This window comes from Waltera sp. (assembly GCF_046969025.1).
GTDB classification, from domain to species: Bacteria; Bacillota; Clostridia; order Lachnospirales; family Lachnospiraceae; genus Acetatifactor; species Acetatifactor acetigignens.
Window position 1 is genome coordinate 1 of the sequence record NZ_JBKVQF010000036.1, and the last position, 22261, is coordinate 22261.

Sequence of the window (22261 nt, forward strand, 5' to 3'; positions counted from 1 at the left end):
TCTTATACCCTGCCAAGGGCTACGGGGATTTGATAGCATTTCTTTACTAACTCTCTATTTACATCTCTGTGCTGATAGTACCACTTGTAAAGTCTTGTCGGAATCGGTATAATATAGATAGATTGGGAGGTAAAAATATGCTGCTTACATTAGTACCGCTTTTTGATGAAAATATGGCCGTTTGTGCCTACTCCTTTTTTACCCAGAGGGAGAATTTCCTGTTGAATCCTCTGTTGCTTGGAACCGCACAGTTCGACGGGGCATCCCAGATCACGGGTCTGGAACTGATCCAGAAAATGGGTATTGATACCTTGTCTCAGGGAAAAGAAATCTTCGTACCGATCAGCAATATCTCGATTTTTGCGGATATTCCGGAGCAGTGCGATGCACCTCATGAAAAAATCGTACTTTTGATCGATAATACCATTCCGCCGATTGAAATGTATGTCAATCGTCTGAAGGAATTGAAACAGCAAGGCTATAAACTTGCCATTCGCAAGCTTGCGGTCAGTGATTTTGAAAATTACAGAGAAGTCCTGAAGCTGATGGATTATGTTCTTCTGAATAATCGTAAAATCGCCATTGACAAAGCCAAGATTTATTTCGGAAAATTATTCCCGAATATCAGTCTGTGTGCCGGTAATATTGATACCATGGAGGACTTCGAGAGACTGAAGGAGACCGGCGGATATCGTTTCTATGAGGGTAAGTTCTATCGAGTTCCCATTACGAAGGGACAGACGGATGTGGCACCCTTGAAGGGTAACTATATTGACCTGCTGAATATTGTGAACAGCCCGGATTTTGAACTCACGACAGCGGCGGATATCATCAGCCGTGATACCGCACTTACGATCGATCTGCTGAAAATGGTTCAGCCACTGGCTGTAAATTCGGAGATTACATCTATCCGTCATGCGGCTGCCATGCTGGGACAGCGGGAACTGAAAAAGTGGATCAACACGGCAGTAGCCAATGCTTTGTATGCGGATAAGCCGAATGAGGTTACCAGACTTTCTCTGCTTCGTGCGAAATTTGCCGAGAATCTGGCGGAAGCGTTTGGCCTGAAGGCGCAGAAGGATGAATTGTTCCTGATGGGATTGTTCTCCGTGCTGGATGTGATCCTCGAGAAACCCATGGCAGAGGCTTTGAAGGTGGTCCATGTGGCTGGCGAGATCAGCAATGCACTGATCTACCGCATCGGCGTACTGGCACCGGTGTACGATTTTATGCTGCAGTATGAGACAGCCAACTGGGCGGAGGTATCCCGCCTGATGCTATTAAAGAATATTGATATGAATACAGTATATGAAGCCTATACATCGGCGTTGAAGTGGTATCGCACCGTACGTTGATTGTATTAAAAAATGTACTTGTGTTTTGTATACATTTATGTTATTTTCTTGAATGACTTGTAATTATATCCTCCGGCAGTCCAAAGGACGCCAGATGGAGGAATAGTAGCAAAGGCGCAAAAAGCGCGGAAAGGAAATTTCATATGAAAAAAAACAAGACACTTGAGATGGTACAATTGGCCGTACTCATCGCGATCATGCTGATTCTGGCGTTTACCCCGCTTGGGTATCTGCGCATCGGACCGTTAGCAATCTCCCTGATGACCATTCCCGTAGTAATCGGTGCAATGATCTTAGGACCCGCAGGCGGAGCCGTACTGGGACTGGTATTTGGACTTACTAGCTTTTACCAGTGTTTTGCAGGAGACCCTTTTGGAGCAGCTTTGGTAGCAATGAATCCGTTTTTCACTTTCCTGGTATGCATCCCTACCAGAACTCTGATGGGATGGCTGTCCGGCGTGATCTTCAAGGCACTGTGGAAGATTGACAAGACGAAGACCGTAACTTACTTCGTGACCGGTCTGCTGGGAGCATTTATGAACACCCTGTTCTTCATGTCTACTCTGATGATCTGCTTCGGTCATACCGAGTATCTGCAGAGCATGAATGCAACCGGAGCGAATCTGTTTATGTTCGCCGTAGCATTCTGTGGTATCAACGGAGCACTGGAGATGCCTATGAGCTGTGTAGTAGGTGGTGGCGTTGCGAAGGCAGTCAGCGTAGCACTGAAGAAGAATGCAGCAACAGAAGAGAAATAATCAGATTTCCCGAAACGAAAAATATATAAAATATACAAACAGACCCCCGGAGTATGACAGATGGTCATGCCGGGGGTTTTCCATGTGGAAATTTTGAATACGGAATTCATGTGCCGAAATGCATATATAGGCAGAAAGTATGGTCATTACAGCGACACCCACATTGTCTGCAGGGTATCTGCCGTGACAGCAACATTCCCCTGGATCATGGGAGCGGATCCGCCACCTTTTGCAGAAAGTTCCCGGCGCATGCGGTCTGCCAGTTCCTGACAGTTACAGGAAGCACTGCCTACAATAAATCGATAACCGTTTGTATCATCTCCGGCAAAGATACCACAGTAACCGGAATATTTTCCGGTCAGGGTATTCACAGCGTTTCGTAGGGCGATGGCATCCAGTTCACCGACGAAGAGAAGCACGTGGCGTACTTTTTCCGGGGAGGGAAGTGCGTCCATCTGTACGTTCAGTAGCTCTGCCTGCAGGGCATTGGCGCGCTCTTTTTGCAGCCTTGCATCCTCTTTGGCGCGGGCAACAGCACCTGCTACTTCCGGCTGTTTCGCTGAGAGCAGAGAAGAAATTGCCCAGACAGAATCCTGTTTTTCAGTATAATCTGCCAGAGCACGGTTTCCGCAGAGAATATTGATGCGGACACCGCCTCTGTGGCTCTGCACATTTACAACTTTGATGAGACCGATCTGTCCGGTGGTATCTACATGCGGAGCACAGCAGGCACACAGATCCACGCCGGGGATCTCGACGATACGTACATTTTCCGTGAGAGCCAGCTTGCTGCGGTAGTTTAAGCTTAACAGTTCTTCGGAGGAGGGCCAGCTGATGTTGACCGGAAGATTTTTCCAGACATAAGCGTTGGCCTCCTGTTCGATGAGACGCAGCTGCTCCAGAGAGAATTCTCCGTTCATATCCAGTGTCACTTCTCTGTCGCTTAAATGGAAGCCTACGTTTTCCAGTCCGAAATGAGAGTGCAGTAAGCCGGAGATCATATGCTCACCGGAGTGCTGCTGCATGAAATCAAACCGGCGGTTCCAGTCCACATGACCGGTGACTTCAGTGCCTGTGGGAAGCTCACAGGTCATTTTATGATACAGGATGCCCTGCTTAATGCTGACATCCAGTACTTCCTGACCGTTTAAGGTGCCTTTATCGGCGGACTGGCCGCCCTCTTCCGGGAAAAATGCGGAAGCATCCAGAACGATCAGATAATATCCTTCTTCTTTGGCAGGAACACATTCGGTCACCACGGCGGTAAAATCCGTCTGATGTACATCTTCATAATATATTTTACGTGTGCCAAGGGAATTCATTTGTGCATTGCTGATACGATCCATAGATGCCTGTCCAATCTGCTGTAGGAAAACAGCGTTTTGTGATAATTGAAAAATAGAAAATATATATCTATTCTATATCAGACCCGGTGGAAAAAGCAATGGAAAATGTAAGCTTTTACACAGCTTTGTCAGATTCTCCAAGGAGTATTGGGATTGCGTAATTGTTTTTTGTAGGTTTTTACGCAGACAGGGTCTATTGCGACGCATTTCTTTTTATGATATAATGAATCGATTAAGCAGTAGAGAAACACACTGGAAATACAAACGTCGCAAAAAGCGGCAGAATGTGAGGAAAGAATGAAGGCATTTTTGATTTTGGAAGATGGAACGGTGTTCGAAGGAACGCACATCGGTGCAGACAAAGAGATCATCAGTGAAATCGTATTTAACACATCCATGGCCGGATATCTGGAGGTCCTGACGGATCCGTCCTATGCAGGACAGGCTGTATGCATGACTTACCCCCTGATCGGTAACTATGGCATATGCAGGGATGACTGCGAGTCGGAGAAACCCTGGCCGGATGGATTCATCGTCAGAGAGCTTTCACGTATTCCCAGCAACTTCCGCTGTGACTGCACAATACAGGAATACTTAGAGGAGAACGGCGTGCCCGGTATCGCCGGCATCGATACCCGTGCGCTGACCAAGATCCTGCGTGAGAAGGGTACCATGAACGGCATGATCACCACCAACGAAGCCTATGACCTGAACGAAGTACTTCCGAAGCTGAAGGAGTATACCACAGGCAAGGTCGTGGAAAAGGTGACCTGCAGGGAAAAATATGTGGTAGCGCCCACCACGGAGCTGGCACAGAACGGACCTCTCTCCGGTGCAGCGCGTTTTGATAAAGAAGCTTATGAAAAAGGTGTCAGAGAGCCTAAGCCCGCACTGGTAACGGAGCTGTCCGGACAGGGACTGAAGGTAGCTCTGTTAGACCTGGGAGCCAAGAGAAATATCGCCAGATCCCTGGCAGAAAGAGGCTGTGAGGTGACCGTATACCCCGCAGGAACTCCCGCACAGGAGATCATTGATGATAATCCCGACGGTATCATGTTAAGTAACGGACCGGGAGACCCCAAGGAGTGTACCGGTGTGATCGCCGAGATCAAAAAGTTATACGATACCGAGATCCCTATTTTCGCAATCTGTCTGGGACATCAGCTGATGGCTCTGGCTACCGGCGCAGATACCCATAAAATGAAATACGGACACAGAGGAGGCAACCATCCGGTAAAGGATCTGATGACCGGAAGAGTATATATTTCCTCTCAGAACCACGGCTATGTGGTAGATACCGATAAGCTGGATCCGTCCGTAGCGGTTCCCGCATTCATCAATGTCAACGACGGTACCAACGAGGGTCTGTCCTACACCGGCAAGAACATTTTCACCGTACAGTTCCATCCGGAAGCATGTCCGGGACCCCAGGACTCCGGTTACCTGTTTGACCGGTTCATTCATATGATGAGAGGAGAGAACTAAGATGCCCAAGAATCCTAATGTAAAACGAGTAATGGTAATCGGCTCCGGTCCTATTGTCATCGGACAGGCAGCGGAATTCGACTATGCAGGTACCCAGGCCTGCCGTTCCCTGAAGGAAGAGGGAGTAGAGGTAATCCTGGTGAACTCCAATCCTGCGACCATCATGACCGATAAAGATATCGCAGATAAGGTATATATTGAGCCTCTGAACGTAAAGGTTCTGGAGCAGATCATTAAAAAGGAAAAACCCGACAGCATTCTCCCCACCCTGGGAGGACAGGCTGGTCTGAACCTCGGCATGGAGCTGGAGGAGTCGGGTTTCCTGGCAGCTCATAATGTAAAGCTGTTAGGTACTACCGCAGCTACCATTCGTAACGCCGAAGGACGTCAGGAGTTCAAGGATCTGATGGAGCGCATCGGTGAGCCCTGTGCAGCATCCAAGGTCGTAGAGAACGTGGAAGACGGTGTGGAATTCACCAACACCATCGGCTATCCGGTTGTACTGCGTCCCGCTTATACCCTGGGAGGTTCCGGTGGCGGTATCGCCCACAATCAGGTAGAACTGGAAGAAATCCTGGAGAACGGTTTACGTCTGTCCCGTGTAGGACAGGTACTGGTAGAGCGTTGTATCGCGGGCTGGAAAGAGATCGAGTACGAAGTAATGCGTGACAGCGCAGGCAACTGCATCACTGTATGTAACATGGAGAACATCGATCCTGTCGGCGTGCATACCGGAGACAGTATCGTAGTAGCTCCTTCCCAGACCCTGAGCGATAAAGAGTACCAGATGTTACGTACTTCCGCACTGAAGATCATCAACGAACTGCAGATCACCGGTGGATGTAACGTACAGTTTGCACTGCATCCCACCAGCTTTGAATATTGTGTTATCGAGGTAAATCCCCGTGTCAGCCGTTCTTCCGCACTGGCAAGTAAGGCGACCGGTTATCCTATCGCAAAGGTAGCAGCGAAGATCGCACTTGGCTTTACTCTGGATGAGATCAAAAATGCCATTACCCACAAGACCTATGCCAGCTTCGAGCCGACACTGGATTACTGTGTCGTGAAGATCCCCAGACTGCCTTTCGATAAATTTATCACTGCAAAACGTACTCTGACCACCCAGATGAAAGCAACCGGTGAGGTTATGAGTATCTGCAATAACTTCGAGGGAGCACTGATGAAGGCTATCCGTTCCCTGGAGCAGCATGTGGACTGCCTGCGCAGCTATGATTTCAGCGCTTTGTCTGTGGAGGAACTGTTAGAGCGTCTGAAGATCGTGGATGACCAGCGTATTTATGTCATTGCGGAAGCTATCCGTAAGGGCATCAGCTACGAGCAGATCCACGACATTACCAAGATCGACCTGTGGTTCATCGACAAGATTGCCATTCTGACCGAGATGGAGCATGCGCTGGAGACACAGCCGCTGACGGTTGATCTGTTGAAGGAAGCCAAGAGAATCGAGTTCCCGGATAACGTGATCGCAAGACTGACCGGCAAGACCGAGGAAGAGATCAAGAAGATGCGTTATGACAACGGCATTAAGGCTGTCTACAAGATGGTAGACACCTGTGCTGCAGAGTTCGCAGCTTCCACTCCTTATTACTATTCCGTATTCGGCGGCGAGTGCGAAGCCAAGGAGACCACCGGACGCAAGAAAGTCCTGGTACTGGGTTCCGGTCCTATCCGTATCGGACAGGGTATCGAGTTCGACTATTGTTCTGTACATGCTACCTGGGCATTCTCCAAGGCAGGCTATGAGACCATTATCATCAATAATAACCCGGAGACCGTAAGTACCGACTTCGATATTGCGGACAAGCTGTATTTCGAGCCTTTGACTCCGGAAGATGTGGAATCTATCGTAAATATTGAGCATCCCGATGGTGCTGTGGTACAGTTCGGCGGACAGACCGCTATCAAGCTGACTGAGAGCCTGATGAAGATGGGCGTGCCTATCTTAGGTACCAAGGCGGAGGATGTAGATGCCGCTGAGGACAGAGAACTGTTCGACAAGATTCTGGAAGAGACCGGGATTCCCCGTGCAGCCGGCGGTACTGTATACACCGCAGAGGAAGCTAAGGCGGTTGCTAACAGACTGGGCTATCCCGTACTGGTGCGTCCTTCCTATGTATTGGGCGGACAGGGCATGCAGATCGCTATCTCCGATGAAGAGATCGAAGAATTCATGGAGATCATCAACCGTATCGCACAGGATCACCCGATCCTGGTAGATAAGTATTTACAGGGTAAGGAGATCGAGGTCGATGCCGTATGCGACGGTACCGATATCCTGATCCCCGGTATCATGGAGCATATCGAGAGAACCGGTATCCACTCCGGAGACAGTATCTCCGTATATCCGGCTCCGACTATTGATAAAGTAGTAAAAGAGAAGATCGCAGAGTACACCAGAAGACTGGCAAAGGCACTGCATGTCAAGGGACTGATCAATATCCAGTTCATTGCCATCGGTGATGAAGTATATGTCATTGAGGTTAACCCCCGCTCTTCCCGTACCGTACCTTATATCAGCAAGGTAACCGGTATTCCTATCGTGGATCTGGCTACCGAAGTGATCATCGGCAAGACCATCCGTGAGCTTGGCTACGAGCCCGGCTTACAGCCTGAGGCAGAGTATTTTGCCATCAAGATGCCCGTGTTCTCCTTCGAGAAGATCCGCGGTGCCGAGATCAGCTTAGGACCGGAGATGAAGTCTACCGGTGAGTGTCTGGGTATCGCCAAGACCTTCAATGAGGCTCTGTACAAGGCATTCTTGGGAGCAGGTGTAGAACTGCCCAAGTACAAGAACATGATCATCACCGTGAAGGATGCGGATAAGGGTGAAGCCATTGAAGTCGGAAGACGCTTCGAAAAGCTGGGATACACCATTTATGCTACCAGAAGTACCGCAGCTGCTCTGAATGAAGCAGGTGTGAAGGCAAGAAAGGTCAACAAGATCTCTCAGGAATCCCCGACCGTTATGGACCTGATCCTGGGACACAAGATCGACCTTGTCATCGATACCCCGACCCAGGGCCGCGACAAGACCAGAGACGGTTTCCTGATCCGCCGTACCGCTATCGAGACCGGTATCTACTGCATCACTGCAATGGACACCGCCAATGCTCTCGTGACCAGCATGGAGCATATGAACGATTGTAAGGAACTGACGCTGGTGGATATTGCACAACTGTAAGATATAAAATGGATAAGAACAGTGGAGTCGCGAAAGTTGCTCCACTGTTTGTGTTTGTGACAAAAACAAAGTGTTGACAAATGTCCGCGAAAGGAATAAAATACAAACAGTTAAAGACATAAAGGCTGTGAAGAGAAGAGTAGGAGAAGAGATACGTCGCAGAGAGTCCCGGCAGGTGGGAAGGGATATGGAAGGCTTCTTTGAACATGGTCTCGGAGCTTTGCACCGACTTCGTATTCGGACAGGATATCCGGCAGATGCGGACAGGCTGCAACGAGAGTACCCGTTATCGTACCTGACTATCGATGAGCGTTTGTTTGTCCGTAGTTGCAGAGGCCTGATCCCGTGAGAGATGGGCGAATTAAGGTGGTACCGCGGAAGAATGTTCCGCCCTTAAATTTTAATTTAAGGGCGGTTTTTTATTATGTCAAAAAGAGAAGAACTGATCAGAGAATATTGCAGACAGGTAAATGAAAGCCTGCATTTTATACAAAAATACATGGAAGGGATCGTTCCCGCTGGCCGATGCAGCGAAGAACTGTATTGGGAGACCAAGAAGATCAGTGAGGAACTGCAGAAGAGCAATCATGAACAGACCGCATTGATCCGGGCCTATCTGCGGGAGGCGGCACAACTGTACGTAGAGGGGGAGCCCTGGAAGACCCGCATTACGGACCGAAGACTTTGCCGTAATACGATCCTGAATCATTTACAGATGCTGGCGAATGTCAGCTTCTGGCTGAGAGAACAGGGAGAGCCACTGGCAGAGGAAGTCTGCGGATGGCTGTTAGCCCAGGAGACAGCGGATGTGCAGAAAGTCAGATCCGGACAAAGTCTGGAAGTTGCCAGAGAGATCTATCCGGCCGTGCAGAGAAAGAGAGCATAGGAGCGGTCGGCTGTAAAAGCACAAATTTGAAAATAAAATCCGTGGGGACAGCATATACTAGGCGTATGGTAAATATTGTATGATCGTAAGCCTGTATCCCGCAGGCGGATTGGAGTCTCATGTTAGAAGAACATTATCCTTTTGTTGCGCAGCCTCTTCCCTACGAATATGATGCCCTGCTTCCGGTATTAGATGAGGAAACACTTCATTTTCATCACGACAGGCATTATCAGACCTATGTGGATAAGCTGAATGCCACCCTTGCCGATTATCCGCAGTTACAGCAGATGTCCTTGACGGAACTGCTCACTTCGGAGGATAATATACTTGCGTCCCTGCCGGAGGAAGCCCGGAAAAGCATTCACAATAACGGTGGCGGTGTATATAATCATCAGCTGTATTTTGACAGTATGCGAAGCCCGGCAGGACAGGAGCCCTGTGGAGCTCTGGAGGAGGCGCTGGTCCGGGATTTTGGATCGGTGAGACAATGGAAAGAACAGATGTCACAGGCAGCCACGGGGGTATTTGGCTCCGGATGGGCATGGCTTGTGAGTGACCAGGACGGTACTCTGATGGTCCTTACTACAGCGAATCAGGATGTCCCGGATCTGAAATTGTATACCTCCATATTTCCCATAGATGTGTGGGAGCATGCCTATTATTTACAGTATCAGAACCGCAGGCCGGATTACGTGGAAGGATGGCATAAGCTGATCCACTGGAAAAAAGCGGGACGACGTTACGAACAGGTACTTTGCAGACTGGAAAGAGCGGCCGGGGAAGCGGAAAAATTGCAAAATGACAGCCGCACAACAGAAGCGAACGACAGATAGTGTGCAACGTGCGGAACAGAAGAACAGAAAGAGGAAAATGACTATGGAGAACAGACCGATCATAAAAAAGGAACAGGTAGAGACCGTCTACGACAGCAGATTTATCAAGGTATTTGATCTGCAATATGAGCCGGGAAAACATTATTTTGATGCTACCAGAAGAGCCAAAGATAATCTGGCAGCGGTAAAGAGCGACGAAGAATTCAGACAGATGCTGCCAGATGCAGTCAGCTGCGTTGTGATCCTGAAGATCAGAGGACAAGAACCGAGACTTTGCTTAAGCCGTGAGTATCGTTACCCGGCAGGACATTTTCTGCTGAGCGTTCCGGCAGGACTTTTAGACCCGGAGGATGCAACGGAAGAAAATCCCGTATTCCATGCGGCAGCCCGGGAGCTTCGGGAAGAGACCGGCATCACACTGGAAGAGAGCGACAGCATCCGTCTGGTGAATCCGCTGGTATTCAGTACCCCCGGTATGACGGATGAGAGCAATGCACTGGTGCAGATCATATTGAACCGTGAAGAGATGCCGAAGGTAAGTCAGGAAGGAGCCGTTGGAACGGAATGTTTTGATGGTTTTCTGCTGCTGACCAAAGAAGAAGCACAGAAAATCTTAAAAGACGGCGTGGATGACCAGGGATTTTTTTACCCGTTATATACCTGGGCGGCATTGATGTGCTTTGCGACGGGAATGTGGAAATAATTTTTGAATAAATAAGACGATGAACGAAAAGCGTGTGGAGAGATCTGCACGCTTTTTTTGAAATTTGTAACAAATAGCGAAAAATTCTTCGTTATGATTAACAAAGAGGAAGGTTGCCGTTCGCTCAATTGATTTTCCAATTGCTCAATTGTATAATTATGTCATTAGCAAGTACAATTGAGGAGCAAAGACATATCCTGTGATGAATTGCAGAATCCAGAACCGCAGAAAGGAGAGACAGAGGAAACGGACGGAGAGCCCCCGAAGAAAAAGAACAGCCGGATCGTAAAAACTGCTGTCCTGGTGGGAATACTGGTGATCGTCGGAGGACTGCTGTTGGGATATATGATAAAGCATAGAGAACCTACTTATCAGCAGATAGGCACAAGATACATCGATGATCCTGACTGGGGGAATGTATATGAAATTTCGTATGTGGTAAAAGGGGAAGTAACGGCAGAGAGACTTAATGAGCATTTGCGTGAAGTGAGAGAAACGGTGGACCGGGAAGAACTGGGTACCAATGTTGTCAAGACTGTATATTACAGGAACAAGGAAGACGCCCTGGCGTGGAAGGATACGGATATGGGAGGATATACTTTCCTGAATGTAGAATGAAAGGAGCAGCTATGAAGAAGATTTTTTCAAATTACTACAAAATTATTTTGTCTGTTGTGATCCTGATTGTCCTGGTGGCACTAAAGGAGGATTACAAAACTTCTTTTGACGAAATGAGCGGAGTCCGGACGGTGGTACGTATGCTGCTCTATACGGCATGGGGATTCCTGTTGGCGACAAGGACCAGACGGGACAAAGCAAAAGGTGCGGAATATGTTGCTTTTGGCGTTGCCTGTGTGGCAGCGCTCAATCTGTTAATCCCCATCTGGAGCTTCCAGATAGCGTTTTATGCTTTTGTCGCAGGTGTTCCGGGACTCTATTTTATGGTATTTATTCTGACCGGAATATTAGGAGGTTACTTATGGGGACCGAGGGGTTACCGCATTAGGGATGACTTATATATTGCGGGACAGGAAGAATTAGGAGCAATTGACCTGAATGCGAAGGAGTTCCGCTATTGCAGGGAGGAAAAATCCTGGGGGGAAGATATTGCCCAGGGTGTAGAGATAGCAACAGCAGAGTAGAATGACGGAGGTGCTTATGGGTAAAAAATGGATTGAGGGTCTGATGATTTTAGCAGCATTATGGGCAATGACCGGTTGTGGAAAGCAGGAGATGATCCGCTGCGAATACACAAATGAGACAGCAGGGTTTACCTTAAGCATAGACAGACCTGTAGAATGGACAGCGAAGCTTCAGGAAGGGTGGCCTGCGACCGAGACAGAGGAAGCCAGTCCCGACGAGGGAATCCGGATTTATACGGATGATAGCCAGGAGAGCAGTATCTATTTTTGTAACAGTTTTTCTCCTTATTATGCAGGGGATGAAAATGATCTGGAGACCGTGGAAGTGAATGAGGAACTTACGGCGCTTCATGGAATCGAAACAAGCGGTGAATGGATAAGCGAATCCTATGTTTTTAAAGGGGATTTCACCGGTCAGGGATTCTATAATATTACCATCTCTATGTCACAAAAGGATTATAAAAAATATAAAAAGATTATCTCGCAGATGGTTGCCAGCTGCCAGATCCGTGAATGGGAGCCGGAGAATGCAACGGTATCGGAAAGCATTGAAAATGTAGAAAAATACAGCAAATAATGATTTGATGATTCGGGGAACGCTGTTAGACAGAACGAGATGACTACGGATGTGCTGTTTATTATAAGAAAAGAAGATACGGATAACAAATACAAAATCGTAGATGAAGTTGAGATGGATTAGTGATCGATTTGAAAAATAAATATTGACATATATAGATAGCCGATATATATTATAGACAACGATATATATCGGCTATCTATATAAGGAGGACAAAAAATGGCTGTGGACAAATCACTGATGTCGGGAAGTATGACGATGCTCCTGCTCAGATTACTGGCGGAGAAGGATATGTACGGATACGAGATGATCGATACACTGCGGAAAAAATCCTGTAACGTGTTCGAGTTAAAAGCAGGTACGCTGTATCCGCTGTTGCATGGGCTGGAAGCGAAGGGCCTGCTTACGGTATATGAGCAGGAATATGCAGGCAAGACGAGGAAGTATTACAGTATTACGAAAGAGGGCAGAAAATTACTGGAAACCAAAAAAGCGGAGTGGATGGAATATCAGTCTGCTGTGACCAGCGTTCTGGCAATGGGGGTATAAGGATGGAAACATATTTGGAAAAACTGTTGTCACAGATCCGTTGTAAAAAAGCCAGACCCTATATCGCCGAGGAGATAAGAGACCATATAGAATGCCAGATTGAGGACAATCTTTCCGATGGAATGAGCTATGAGGAAGCAGAGAAAAATGCGGTTACGGACATGGGAGATCCGGTAGAAGTGGGGATCTCGCTGGACAGGATCCACAAGCCTAAGATTGCATGGAAGTTACTTGTGATCGTAGGAATTTTAAGCTTGCTGGGCATTCTGATACAGCAATCCATTCTCAGACAACCCGGTTATCAGGAGCTGGAAACATGGAGACAGGAAGTGTACCGCTATACTACGGAGGGGTTTGGCTCAGCCGTTGTTATTGGATTCCTCCTCATGTGTGTGATCTACTTCCTGGATTATACCGTAATTGCAAAGTACTCCAGGTTCATCGGAGGAGCTATTCTGATTCTGGGAGGGCTGCGGGTGGCAGGCTTCGGTGGTCTGGATGTCAACGGAATCGGCAACTGGATCGGATTTGGAAGGCTCCGGGTGGCGGTTACTTCCCTGATGATGTTCTATGTGCCGATTTACGGCGCTATCCTATATAAATACAGGGACGGTGGTGTATCCGCACTGTGCAGGGCGATCCTGTGGCTGATCCTTCCGGTATTTATTACATCCCGAATCCCCAGCCTCGGTGTGGCTGTCATCATGATGGTCAGTATGCTGATAGAACTTACGGTGGCTGTCTGGAAGGGGTGGTTTCAACTGCCTGTGAAAAAGACGATTATCGGTGTGTGGCTGTTTTTCGCAGCAGTACCTGCTATCTTACTGACTGTAAAGTACGCATTTCATATGCTGGAAACGTATCAGGAAGCCAGGATCCGTTCCTATTTATCCCATTCCGGAGATGCCAATTACATGACGGCCACGCTTCATAAATTTAATGAAAATATTTTACTTTGGGGCAACAGTGGAAAAGATGTGGTGGGAGGTTTGCCGGAATTCAATCAGGATTACATTTTCTCTTATATTCTGAACAGTTACGGACTGCTGGCCGGAATCTTTGTAGCCGCAATCCTAGCAGCACTGGTAGTGTTTCTGTTCGGAGCTGCGGCCCGACAGAAAAATGAACTAGGCATGGTGATGGGATTCGGATGCGGAATGATCATTTTATTAAATATTTCTCTGAACTTTGCGGGAATGTTGGGATGGATCCCGCTGACATCGACCTTCCTGCCGTTCTTATCTGTTGGCAGAAATAATATTTTACTGTGCTACGCACTGGTGGGAATTATCCTGAGTATTTACAGATACAAAGATGTATATCCAAAAAAGTTCAAGGCGTCACAGGTATCATTGCAGAAGACCATTACTTTGAATCTGAATATGTAACATGGTAATAAAAGTAATGCAAATAAAAAGTCCATGAGCAGGAAAACTGTCCATGGACTTTTCTATATCGTGAGCAGAACTCATTTAATGCATTTCGTAAGCTTACGAGGGCAATACCGACAAAATCAGTATCTCTACACTCATCATATCGTTCATCCGTCCGGATTTCACGGCTTCCTCAGTCTCCACGCACTGCTTTACCGCATTTTTCAGCATGGAAGTCTTGAAATGGGACGCCTGTGCCACATATTTTCCGGCGGCAAAGGGCGGTACACCAATCTTGGAAGCAATGGTCTTGTTGTCGTGGCCTCTGCTTTTTAATTCCTTGGTCTGGAGCAGCAGGTTACACTGCCTGGCAATCAGAAACAGTACGCGCATGGGCGGCTCCTTCAGTGCCAGCAGATCGTAATAGAGCTGCAAGGCTTTCTGCGGCTGCTTTTCCGCAATGGCATTGACCATATCGAAGATGTGGTTGGTGATGCGAGTGGTGCAGACCGCTTCCACATCCTCTGCGGTGACTACATCCCGGTCCAGACAGTAGCAGATCAGCTTTTCCAGTTCCATCTGGATATTTTCCATGTCCGTGCCGGTTTTGGAGAGCAGCAGTTGTGCGGTATTCTCGGAGATTTTTTTCCCTTCCCGGCCCAGGATACCGGCAATCCAGCGTTTCAGGGAATTCTCATCCTGTACCGTGAATTCTGCCACATAACCCTTGGATTGCACGGTTTTATACAGTTTACTCCGTTTATCCACTTCGCTTTCCGTGAACACAAAAAAAGTGGTGTCATTAGGGCTTGCCAGATATTCTGCCAGCTTTTCCCCGCCGGATTTGAAGAGCCCGGTGTCTTTGAAAAACATGACCCGGCGTTCTGCCAGAAAAGGCAGCGTCTCTGCCAGATCGATGACCTGTCCCAAGGAGAAATCCCTCCCCTGATAGAAATGGGTGTTCATCTCGTCGCCGTCCTGACACAATGCCTTACGCAGACGGGCCGTGTACTGGTTCTTCAGATAACGTTCCTCTCCGTAGAGCAGGTAGATCTGTTTGAAATTGCCGGTTTTGATGTCTTCATTGATCCGCTGCATGACCTGATCCTTTCGGGAAAAATACAGTTTCGTTTCTATTACATTCCTAAAAGAGTATACCCCATTTCCTATTGAGGTTTCAAGGGGTGTATGCTATTATGAAACAAAACAGTTCGACCATGGACATATACGAGAGACAAAATTATGCTTGCATGATTTTGCGAACGAATATGTCCATGAGTTAAGCGCCGATTCATGAGCAAAGGTAGTCACGAAGTGACGGAAAGCGCGGCAGCGCGACTTTGCGAATGGCGCGGTTCGAATGTGGAACAGTGCGGTTCGACCATCATACCATAAGAGGAAAGAAGAGAAAAATGAGCAAGAAAAGCGGATTCATTCAGGAATTTAAAAAGTTTATTTTGAGGGGAAATGTAATGGATATGGCAGTCGGCGTGATCGTCGGCGGAGCATTCACCGCTATCGTTACTTCTCTGAATCAAGATATCATGACACCGATTCTGGCCATCTTCGGAGGCACGGATTTTTCGAATTTATATGTAAAGCTGGGAAGCGGCGATACGGCACCGGTATTGATGTACGGTAATTTTATCACGGCAGTTATCAACTTCCTGATCACAGCATTTGTGATCTTCTGTCTGGTAAAATTCATCAATAAGCTGGGAGACACCCTGCATCACAAAGAGGAAGCACCGGCAGCGCCCACGACGAAAAAATGCCCGTTCTGTAAGAGCGAGATCGCTATCGATGCCACAAGATGCCCTCATTGTACTTCTCAGTTAGACAAATAGGAACCGGTAATACAGATACGGCCGTGGAGGAAAGCATGGGAAAAATACACAGGAAAATAGTGGCAGCAGGAGTCTGCTGTCTGATGACAGGCATGCTGACAGGCTGCGGAAGTGATACCACGAAGATCACCGAAGGAATGCAGTTGGTGGAAACTCTGGATTATCAGGGGGCATTGAATGCCTTTGACGAAGCGGAAGCACAGAAAGAGGACAGCCGTCTGATCGCAAGAGGCCGGGGAATCGCCAGCATGGGGCTGACAGAGTATGATCAGGCCGTAGAATATTTTACACAGGCCCTGGAACTCAGTGACGGCTGGGTTCAGAACGTGGACTATGATATGAATTACTATCTGGCGGCGGCATACACCAAGAACGGACAGCCTGCGGAAGCCAAAAAGGTATATGATGCCATTCTGGGATTGAAGCCGGAGGAAAAGGACGCTTATTTTCTCAGAGGTTCTGCAGAACTGGAGCTGGGAGATTATGAGAGTGCCAAAGCGGATTTTGATCAGGCAATCTCCATGGATCCGAAAAATTATGACCGGTTAATAGAAATCTATGAAGCCCTGGCAGCGCACGGCTACCGTGAGGTCGGTCAGGAATATCTGCAAAATGTACTGGACACAGCCAAACAACTGGATGCTTATGACAGCGGACGGATCTATTATTATCTGGGAGAATACCAGAAAGCTTATCTGGCGCTGGATGAAGCCCGGGATAAGGGAGGCGCGGACAGCTATCTCTATCTGGGAAGAGCCTATGCGGCTACCGGAGATTATAACTATGCGTCCAGTGTGTACAACAATTATCTCTCCAAGCAGGGGCCGAATGCAGAAATCTACAATGAACTGGGTCTGTGTGAAATGGCAAAAAAGGAGTATCAGAATGCTCTGGCGGCATTTCAGGCGGGAAAACAGATCGAAGGAAACAGCCTGATGCAGACCTTGTGCTTTAATGAAATTGTAGCTTATGAGTATCTGGAAGATTATCAGCAGGCAGAAGTACTGATGAATGCTTATTTACAAAATTACCCGGATGACCAGGCAGCCATCCGGGAGCAACAGTTCCTGTCCACCAGATAAAAAGACAATAGAATTTATCGATCAATCATTGGCAGAGTCTTCCCGCGAGGAAGATTCTGCTTTTTCTCTTAATTGCAGCAGATCCACAAAATCCAGCAGAGAAGCCATGTTTTTCGGATTAAAATGCTGTATCACCTCTACCACATCGGATACGGTGGTGCCGGGGACACATTCCTGTCTCAGAACTTCCGGATTGTAACGATAAGGAGTCCGACCCAACAGATAATCGATGGTTACATCGAAATATTCCGCTAATTGTATTAAAGCTTCCTGATCCGGGAAGTGAATATTGTTCTCGTAATTCGAAATGGTGCCAACGGATACTTTCAGTATGGCAGCCAGTTCTTTCTGATAAATGCCCCGTTCTTCCCGCAGGGATGCCAGAATTTCACCGAAACTCCTCATAATGCCTCGCATTCTGCCGCAGATGCAGCCTATTTAAATGTTTTCTTTTAAGATTTGATAAATTCTATTTTACTATATTTTAGTTTTAAAGGAATATGAATTTAGAAATCGAGGAAAATAATGAAAAAATGCTCCTAGAATTAATTTTAACTAAAAAGTACAAATTATGCAGGAAAATATCCATTGAGAAATCCTCTCATTAACACCTATTGCTATTTTGAAGAAAGCCGGATATAATAATCCAAGAGTTAGGTACAACTAACTAATGAGTGAATCATGTGAAACTCCTCAGAGAAAACGGAGCTGCTGAATCCGCGGACTGCCGGGAGGCCATCTTCCGGGAGGAGTTTTTCAGCCCTTATACACAGGGATGGGGGATTCACGAAAGAGAAGGTTTGGGAATAAAAAGTTTAGAATAGAGGATAAAGGAGAAGAACAAGATGAACTATTTAGAGATTGAAAAAGTCATTGGACGAGAGATTCTGGATTCCAGAGGCAATCCTACCGTAGAAGCAGAGGTAACTCTGGTAGACGGTACCATCGGACGCGGCATGGCTCCCAGTGGAGCATCTACCGGTGAGTTCGAGGCACTGGAACTGAGAGACGGCGATAAGAGCAGATATCTGGGCAAGGGTGTTCAGAAGGCTGTAGAAAATATCAATACTGTAATCAATGAGACTCTGCAGGGAATGGATGCATCCGATATTTATGCCATTGATAAGGCAATGATCGATGCAGACGGAACCAAGGATAAGTCCAGACTGGGAGCCAATGCGATCCTGGCAGTATCCATTGCCAGCGCGAGAGCAGCAGCAATCTCCCTGGATATTCCCCTGTATCGTTTCCTGGGCGGTATCTCCGGCAACAGACTTCCGGTTCCCATGATGAACATTATCAACGGCGGCTGTCATGCACTGTCCTCCGGCCTGGATGTACAGGAATTCATGATCATGCCCGTAGGTGCGCCTTCCTTCAAGGAATGCTTAAGATGGTGCGCTGAAGTATTCCACGCACTGGCTTCTATTTTAAAGGACAGAGGACTGGCTACTTCCGTAGGTGATGAGGGTGGTTTTGCACCGGCATTGAAGTCTGACGAAGAAGCTATCGAGACCATCTTAGAGGCTGTAAAGAAAGCCGGTTATGAGCCCGGCAAGGATTTCAAGATCGCTATGGATGCTGCTTCCAGCGAGTGGAAGACCGGCAAGGTGGGCGAGTACAAGCTGCCTAAGGCAGGCACCGTATTTACCTCCGAAGAACTGATCGCACATTGGAAGAAACTGGTGGAGAAATACCCCATCATTTCTATAGAAGATGCACTGGATGAGGAAGACTGGGAAGGCTGGAAGAAGCTGACCGCAGAACTGGGCGACAAGGTACAGTTAGTCGGCGACGACCTCTTCGTAACCAATACCGAGAGACTGGCAAAGGGAATCTCCCTTGGCTGTGGTAACTCCATTCTGATCAAGCTGAACCAGATCGGATCCGTATCCGAGACTCTGGAGGCCATCAAGATGGCACACAAGGCCGGTTATACCGCTATTTCCTCCCACCGTTCCGGTGAGACCGAGGATACCACCATTGCAGACCTGGCAGTGGCACTGAACACCTGTCAGATCAAGACCGGTGCTCCCAGCAGAACCGAGCGTGTGGCGAAATACAACCAGCTGCTCCGTATCGAAGAAGAACTGGGTGCAGCAGCCGTATATCCCGGCATGGGCGCATTCAACGTTCAGAATTAATTTGCTTTTACCCAAAACTATTTTGGTTTCTCTTTTTCTCTTCAGGGACTGTTCGAAAGGACAGTCCCGTTTGCGTTTTTCTTTTTTAAAAACCTTGCAACATTTTTTCTCCCATCTGTATCTAAGATAGAGCGGCAGGGAAAATGGCGTAAGATCCCGGGAACAGCAGAAGGAAGCCGCGGAAGAAAAAATACATTATTTCATATTGACTTTTCCGAAACCTATGTGATAAAATCTCACCGTTGCGAAAATAGCATAGAGACTTTAGGTAAGAATTGGAAACGACACATGTGCGCACTGCTCACTGATTAACGAACAACACACATGTGTCTTTTTGCGCCCATTTTTAGAAAAGGAGGGCATCCAATTATGCCGAAAACAAGATTACAGAACATTATTTTTACCCTGATCATGGCATTCGTTATGGTATACGCTATGGTCTGCTACAACATCGCACTGGACAAGGGAGGAATGACCAACGAGATCTTCCTGTTAGCGTTCCACGAGATTCCCATTATGTGGCCCATTGCCTGCATTCTGGAGTATTTCGCAGTGGAAAAGCTGTCCCGGAAGCTGGCATTCCGCATGGTATCCCCGGAGGATAAGCCCGTTTTCATTACTTTAGCGATCTCTTCCATGATCGTATGCCTGATGTGCCCGGTGATGAGCTTTATCGCCACCTGCCTCTTCATGCACCCCGGCAACCAGATCATCGCCCTGTGGCTGCAGAAGACCGTCCAGAACTTCCCCATGGCGCTGTGCTGGCAGATCTTTTTCGCAGGCCCCGGAGTGCGGAATGTCTTTGGATTTGTTGTGGGAAAAATTTATATTGGATAGAAAAAGTATAATTGACTATCATCTGTGAGTGTGCTAACATGAGCAAATAAAGAGACAACGAAGTCCGTGGAAACGGAAAGCGTTGTCTCTTTTATTTTGTAGAAAAAGTCAGGAAATTACGAGGTGAAACCTATGAGTGAGCAGGAAAAGAAGCAAAATACAGTTGCAGAGGTGTTAGTAAAATGTCTGGAAAACGAGGGCGTGAAATATGTCTTCGGGATTCCGGGGGAGGAAAATCTGGATATGATGAATGCACTGGAAAAATCGGACATCCGGGTGATCGTGGTGCGGCATGAACAGGGAGCGGCATTCATGGCTGATATGTACGGAAGACTGACGGGAAAAGCAGGTGTGTGTTTCTCAACGTTGGGCCCCGGTGCCACGAACCTGATCACAGGCACGGCAGATGCTAATTCCGACGGTGCACCGCTGATTGCCATTACCGGACAGGTGGGAACGGAGCGGATGCATTTGACTTCTCATCAGTATCTGGATCTGGTAGAGCTGTTTGCACCAATCACCAAGCGGAGCAAACAGATCGTGAACCCCAATTCCGTCAATGAAATCGTCAGGATCGCTTTTAAATATGCGGAGAGTGAGAAGCCGGGAGCCTGTCATGTGGATCTTCCCACGAACGTGGCGAAGCTTCCGGTCAGCTCCGGTATTGCCGCACAGCCTTTGAAAAAGCCGGAAAGGGATAAGGAGTACGCATCCTTTTCCAGTATCGATCAGGCGGCGGCCATGATCTTCAAGGCAAAGCACCCGGTGATTCTGGTGGGACACAGTGCGGTGCGCAATCACGCCGGGGAGGCTCTTACCAGCTTCGCAGATGTCCTGAAGATCCCGGTGGTCAATACCATGATGGCCAAAGGCATCATTCCTTATAACAACAAATATTCCCTCTGGACCATAGGCATCCCCCAGAAGGATTACCAGAACAAGGTGCTGGATATGGCAGATCTGGTGATCGCCGTCGGTTATGATATTGTGGAATTCGCTCCCGGCAAATGGAACGGAGAGGGGAAACATAAGATTATTCATATCGACCAGAGGCCGGCGCATATCAACATGCTGTACCAGCCGGAGGTGGAAGTTGTCGGAGACATTTCCTATTCTTTACAGCAGATCCTGTACCGCAGTGACGCAAAAGAGGAGCCGGAAGAATTTCTCAAACTGCGGGAAGAAATGGTGGCGGAATATGAAAGCTATGCGGATGACACCTCTTTTCCCATGAAGCCACAGAAAATACTGTACGATGTCCGTAAATTTATGGGTGCGGATGACATCGTGATCTCGGATGTGGGCGCTCATAAAATGTGGATTGCCAGAGAGTACAACTGTTACGAACCCAATACCTGCATCATCTCCAACGGTTTTGCCACCATGGGCATCGCAGTGCCGGGGGCTGTGGCAGCCAAGTTGATCTACCCGGAGAAAAAGGTACTGGCGATCTCCGGAGACGGCGGATTCATGATGAATAGCCAGGAGTATGAGACAGCCCTCAGAGAGGGGACACCCATTGTGACTCTGATCTTCTCCGATGCCAGCTATGGTCTGATCAAATGGAAGCAGATGGATCACTTCGGACACAACTGCTTTGTGGATTTCCAGAATCCCGATTTTGTGAAATATGCGGAAAGCATGCATGCCAAAGGCTACCGCATGGAGAAGGCGGAAGACCTGCTGCCGATCCTGGAGGATGCCTTTCAGCAGAAGGTCCCCTGCATCATCGACTGTCCTGTGGACTACAGCGAAAATACCAAGCTCTCGGAGTATCTGCATGATAAGTTTGAGAAGTAGAGTTTTAACTAGAGAGTTATGCGAGCAATGAGCCGCGCATAGGCATAGTGAAGACAGCGATGGGCGATCGTGCACAATTCGCTGTCTTTACTTATGCCGAGATGTGGCAAACGCCGCGACATGAAATAAGATTGGCAGCGTTTTATGCTGACAATCTTATGAATAACGTGGTTCATTGCAGATGGTAGTTTCAAATCCACGAACTTCCACTGCAAAAGGAACATCCTTCCGCGGTGGGCATCGCGGCATTTATTATAGCCTACGTTACGAAATGCCCTGTAATTTACGTTTTTTCTCTGTTGAGCCCCGGAAGTTTCCGACAAGCGGGGCGTAATCCATGTT

At 47.8% G+C, this 22261-nt stretch carries 20 protein-coding genes and 1 other annotated feature; of the genes, 17 read left to right on the top strand and 3 right to left on the bottom strand.

What is annotated here, in order from left to right:
• The first annotated feature begins 137 nt into the window (after positions 1-137).
• Positions 138-1355, top strand: coding sequence for an EAL and HDOD domain-containing protein (locus ACLTOH_RS14500; RefSeq protein WP_118537982.1), 1218 nt, complete (start codon positions 138-140; stop codon positions 1353-1355).
• A 143-nt stretch (positions 1356-1498) separates the two neighbouring features.
• Entirely contained in the window at positions 1499-2113 is a 615-nt protein-coding gene (locus ACLTOH_RS14505) for an ECF transporter S component (protein ID WP_022152972.1), read from the top strand.
• 146 nt (positions 2114-2259) lie between these two features.
• Here the strand turns inward: ACLTOH_RS14505 and ACLTOH_RS14510 are convergent, their stop codons facing one another.
• Entirely contained in the window at positions 2260-3459 is a 1200-nt protein-coding gene (locus ACLTOH_RS14510; RefSeq protein ID WP_412224304.1) for an alanyl-tRNA editing protein, read from the bottom strand.
• Between the two features lie 297 nt (positions 3460-3756).
• On the opposite strand from ACLTOH_RS14510, the gene ACLTOH_RS14515 reads away from it, so the two are divergent.
• The 10 genes from ACLTOH_RS14515 to ACLTOH_RS14560 all read left to right on the top strand — a co-directional run bounded on the left by ACLTOH_RS14515 (position 3757) and on the right by ACLTOH_RS14560 (position 14224).
• Positions 3757-4944 carry a carbamoyl phosphate synthase small subunit gene (locus ACLTOH_RS14515; RefSeq protein ID WP_118550402.1) on the top strand — a complete coding sequence of 396 codons (1188 nt, stop codon included), beginning with the start codon at positions 3757-3759 and terminating at the stop codon, positions 4942-4944.
• A 1-nt stretch (position 4945) separates the two neighbouring features.
• Positions 4946-8146 (top strand): carbamoyl-phosphate synthase large subunit, encoded by a 3201-nt coding sequence (gene carB, locus ACLTOH_RS14520; RefSeq protein ID WP_412224305.1) that lies wholly within the window; start codon positions 4946-4948, stop codon positions 8144-8146.
• 118 nt (positions 8147-8264) lie between these two features.
• Positions 8265-8544: a binding site (T-box leader), on the top strand.
• Between the two features lie 26 nt (positions 8545-8570).
• The gene (locus ACLTOH_RS14525; RefSeq protein ID WP_117467335.1) at positions 8571-9032 is read left to right on the top strand and encodes a hypothetical protein; all 462 of its coding nucleotides are present in this window, start codon (positions 8571-8573) and stop codon (positions 9030-9032) included.
• 119 nt (positions 9033-9151) lie between these two features.
• A complete protein-coding gene (locus tag ACLTOH_RS14530) occupies positions 9152-9865 on the top strand; it encodes a superoxide dismutase (protein WP_022312239.1) in 714 nt (237 codons plus the stop codon).
• A 43-nt stretch (positions 9866-9908) separates the two neighbouring features.
• Positions 9909-10568: an NUDIX hydrolase gene (locus tag ACLTOH_RS14535; protein WP_022312238.1), complete on the top strand. Its 660-nt coding sequence runs from the start codon at positions 9909-9911 to the stop codon at positions 10566-10568.
• A gap of 177 nt (positions 10569-10745) precedes the next feature.
• Positions 10746-11186 carry a hypothetical protein gene (locus ACLTOH_RS14540; protein ID WP_337545195.1) on the top strand — a complete coding sequence of 147 codons (441 nt, stop codon included), beginning with the start codon at positions 10746-10748 and terminating at the stop codon, positions 11184-11186.
• An 11-nt stretch (positions 11187-11197) separates the two neighbouring features.
• Entirely contained in the window at positions 11198-11710 is a 513-nt protein-coding gene (locus ACLTOH_RS14545; protein ID WP_337536526.1) for a hypothetical protein, read from the top strand.
• A gap of 16 nt (positions 11711-11726) precedes the next feature.
• Entirely contained in the window at positions 11727-12287 is a 561-nt protein-coding gene (locus tag ACLTOH_RS14550) for a hypothetical protein (RefSeq protein ID WP_337418204.1), read from the top strand.
• 219 nt (positions 12288-12506) lie between these two features.
• Complete coding sequence (locus ACLTOH_RS14555) at positions 12507-12836, top strand: PadR family transcriptional regulator (RefSeq protein ID WP_022154221.1); 330 nt, start codon at positions 12507-12509, stop codon at positions 12834-12836.
• 2 nt (positions 12837-12838) lie between these two features.
• Entirely contained in the window at positions 12839-14224 is a 1386-nt protein-coding gene (locus ACLTOH_RS14560) for an FtsW/RodA/SpoVE family cell cycle protein (RefSeq protein WP_412224306.1), read from the top strand.
• Positions 14225-14326: 102 nt separating this feature from the next.
• Here ACLTOH_RS14560 and holA read toward each other — a convergent pair whose 3' ends face one another.
• The gene (gene holA / locus ACLTOH_RS14565) at positions 14327-15307 is read right to left on the bottom strand and encodes a DNA polymerase III subunit delta (RefSeq protein ID WP_412224307.1); all 981 of its coding nucleotides are present in this window, start codon (positions 15305-15307) and stop codon (positions 14327-14329) included.
• A gap of 314 nt (positions 15308-15621) precedes the next feature.
• On the opposite strand from holA, the gene mscL reads away from it, so the two are divergent.
• Together mscL and ACLTOH_RS14575 are read left to right on the top strand one after the other, a co-directional pair.
• Positions 15622-16056 carry a large conductance mechanosensitive channel protein MscL gene (gene mscL / locus ACLTOH_RS14570; RefSeq protein WP_412224308.1) on the top strand — a complete coding sequence of 145 codons (435 nt, stop codon included), beginning with the start codon at positions 15622-15624 and terminating at the stop codon, positions 16054-16056.
• A gap of 35 nt (positions 16057-16091) precedes the next feature.
• Positions 16092-17138 (top strand): tetratricopeptide repeat protein, encoded by a 1047-nt coding sequence (locus ACLTOH_RS14575; RefSeq protein WP_172594707.1) that lies wholly within the window; start codon positions 16092-16094, stop codon positions 17136-17138.
• Between the two features lie 21 nt (positions 17139-17159).
• On the opposite strand, the gene ACLTOH_RS14580 is transcribed toward ACLTOH_RS14575, so the two are convergent.
• Positions 17160-17543 (bottom strand): helix-turn-helix domain-containing protein, encoded by a 384-nt coding sequence (locus ACLTOH_RS14580; RefSeq protein WP_172594708.1) that lies wholly within the window; start codon positions 17541-17543, stop codon positions 17160-17162.
• A gap of 440 nt (positions 17544-17983) precedes the next feature.
• On the opposite strand from ACLTOH_RS14580, the gene eno reads away from it, so the two are divergent.
• The 3 genes from eno to ACLTOH_RS14595 all read left to right on the top strand — a co-directional run bounded on the left by eno (position 17984) and on the right by ACLTOH_RS14595 (position 21919).
• Positions 17984-19282 carry a phosphopyruvate hydratase gene (gene eno / locus ACLTOH_RS14585; protein WP_117467351.1) on the top strand — a complete coding sequence of 433 codons (1299 nt, stop codon included), beginning with the start codon at positions 17984-17986 and terminating at the stop codon, positions 19280-19282.
• Positions 19283-19651: 369 nt separating this feature from the next.
• Complete coding sequence (locus ACLTOH_RS14590; protein WP_337418199.1) at positions 19652-20119, top strand: DUF2798 domain-containing protein; 468 nt, start codon at positions 19652-19654, stop codon at positions 20117-20119.
• A gap of 132 nt (positions 20120-20251) precedes the next feature.
• A complete protein-coding gene (locus ACLTOH_RS14595; RefSeq protein WP_412224309.1) occupies positions 20252-21919 on the top strand; it encodes an acetolactate synthase large subunit in 1668 nt (555 codons plus the stop codon).
• The last annotated feature ends 342 nt before the right edge of the window (positions 21920-22261 follow it).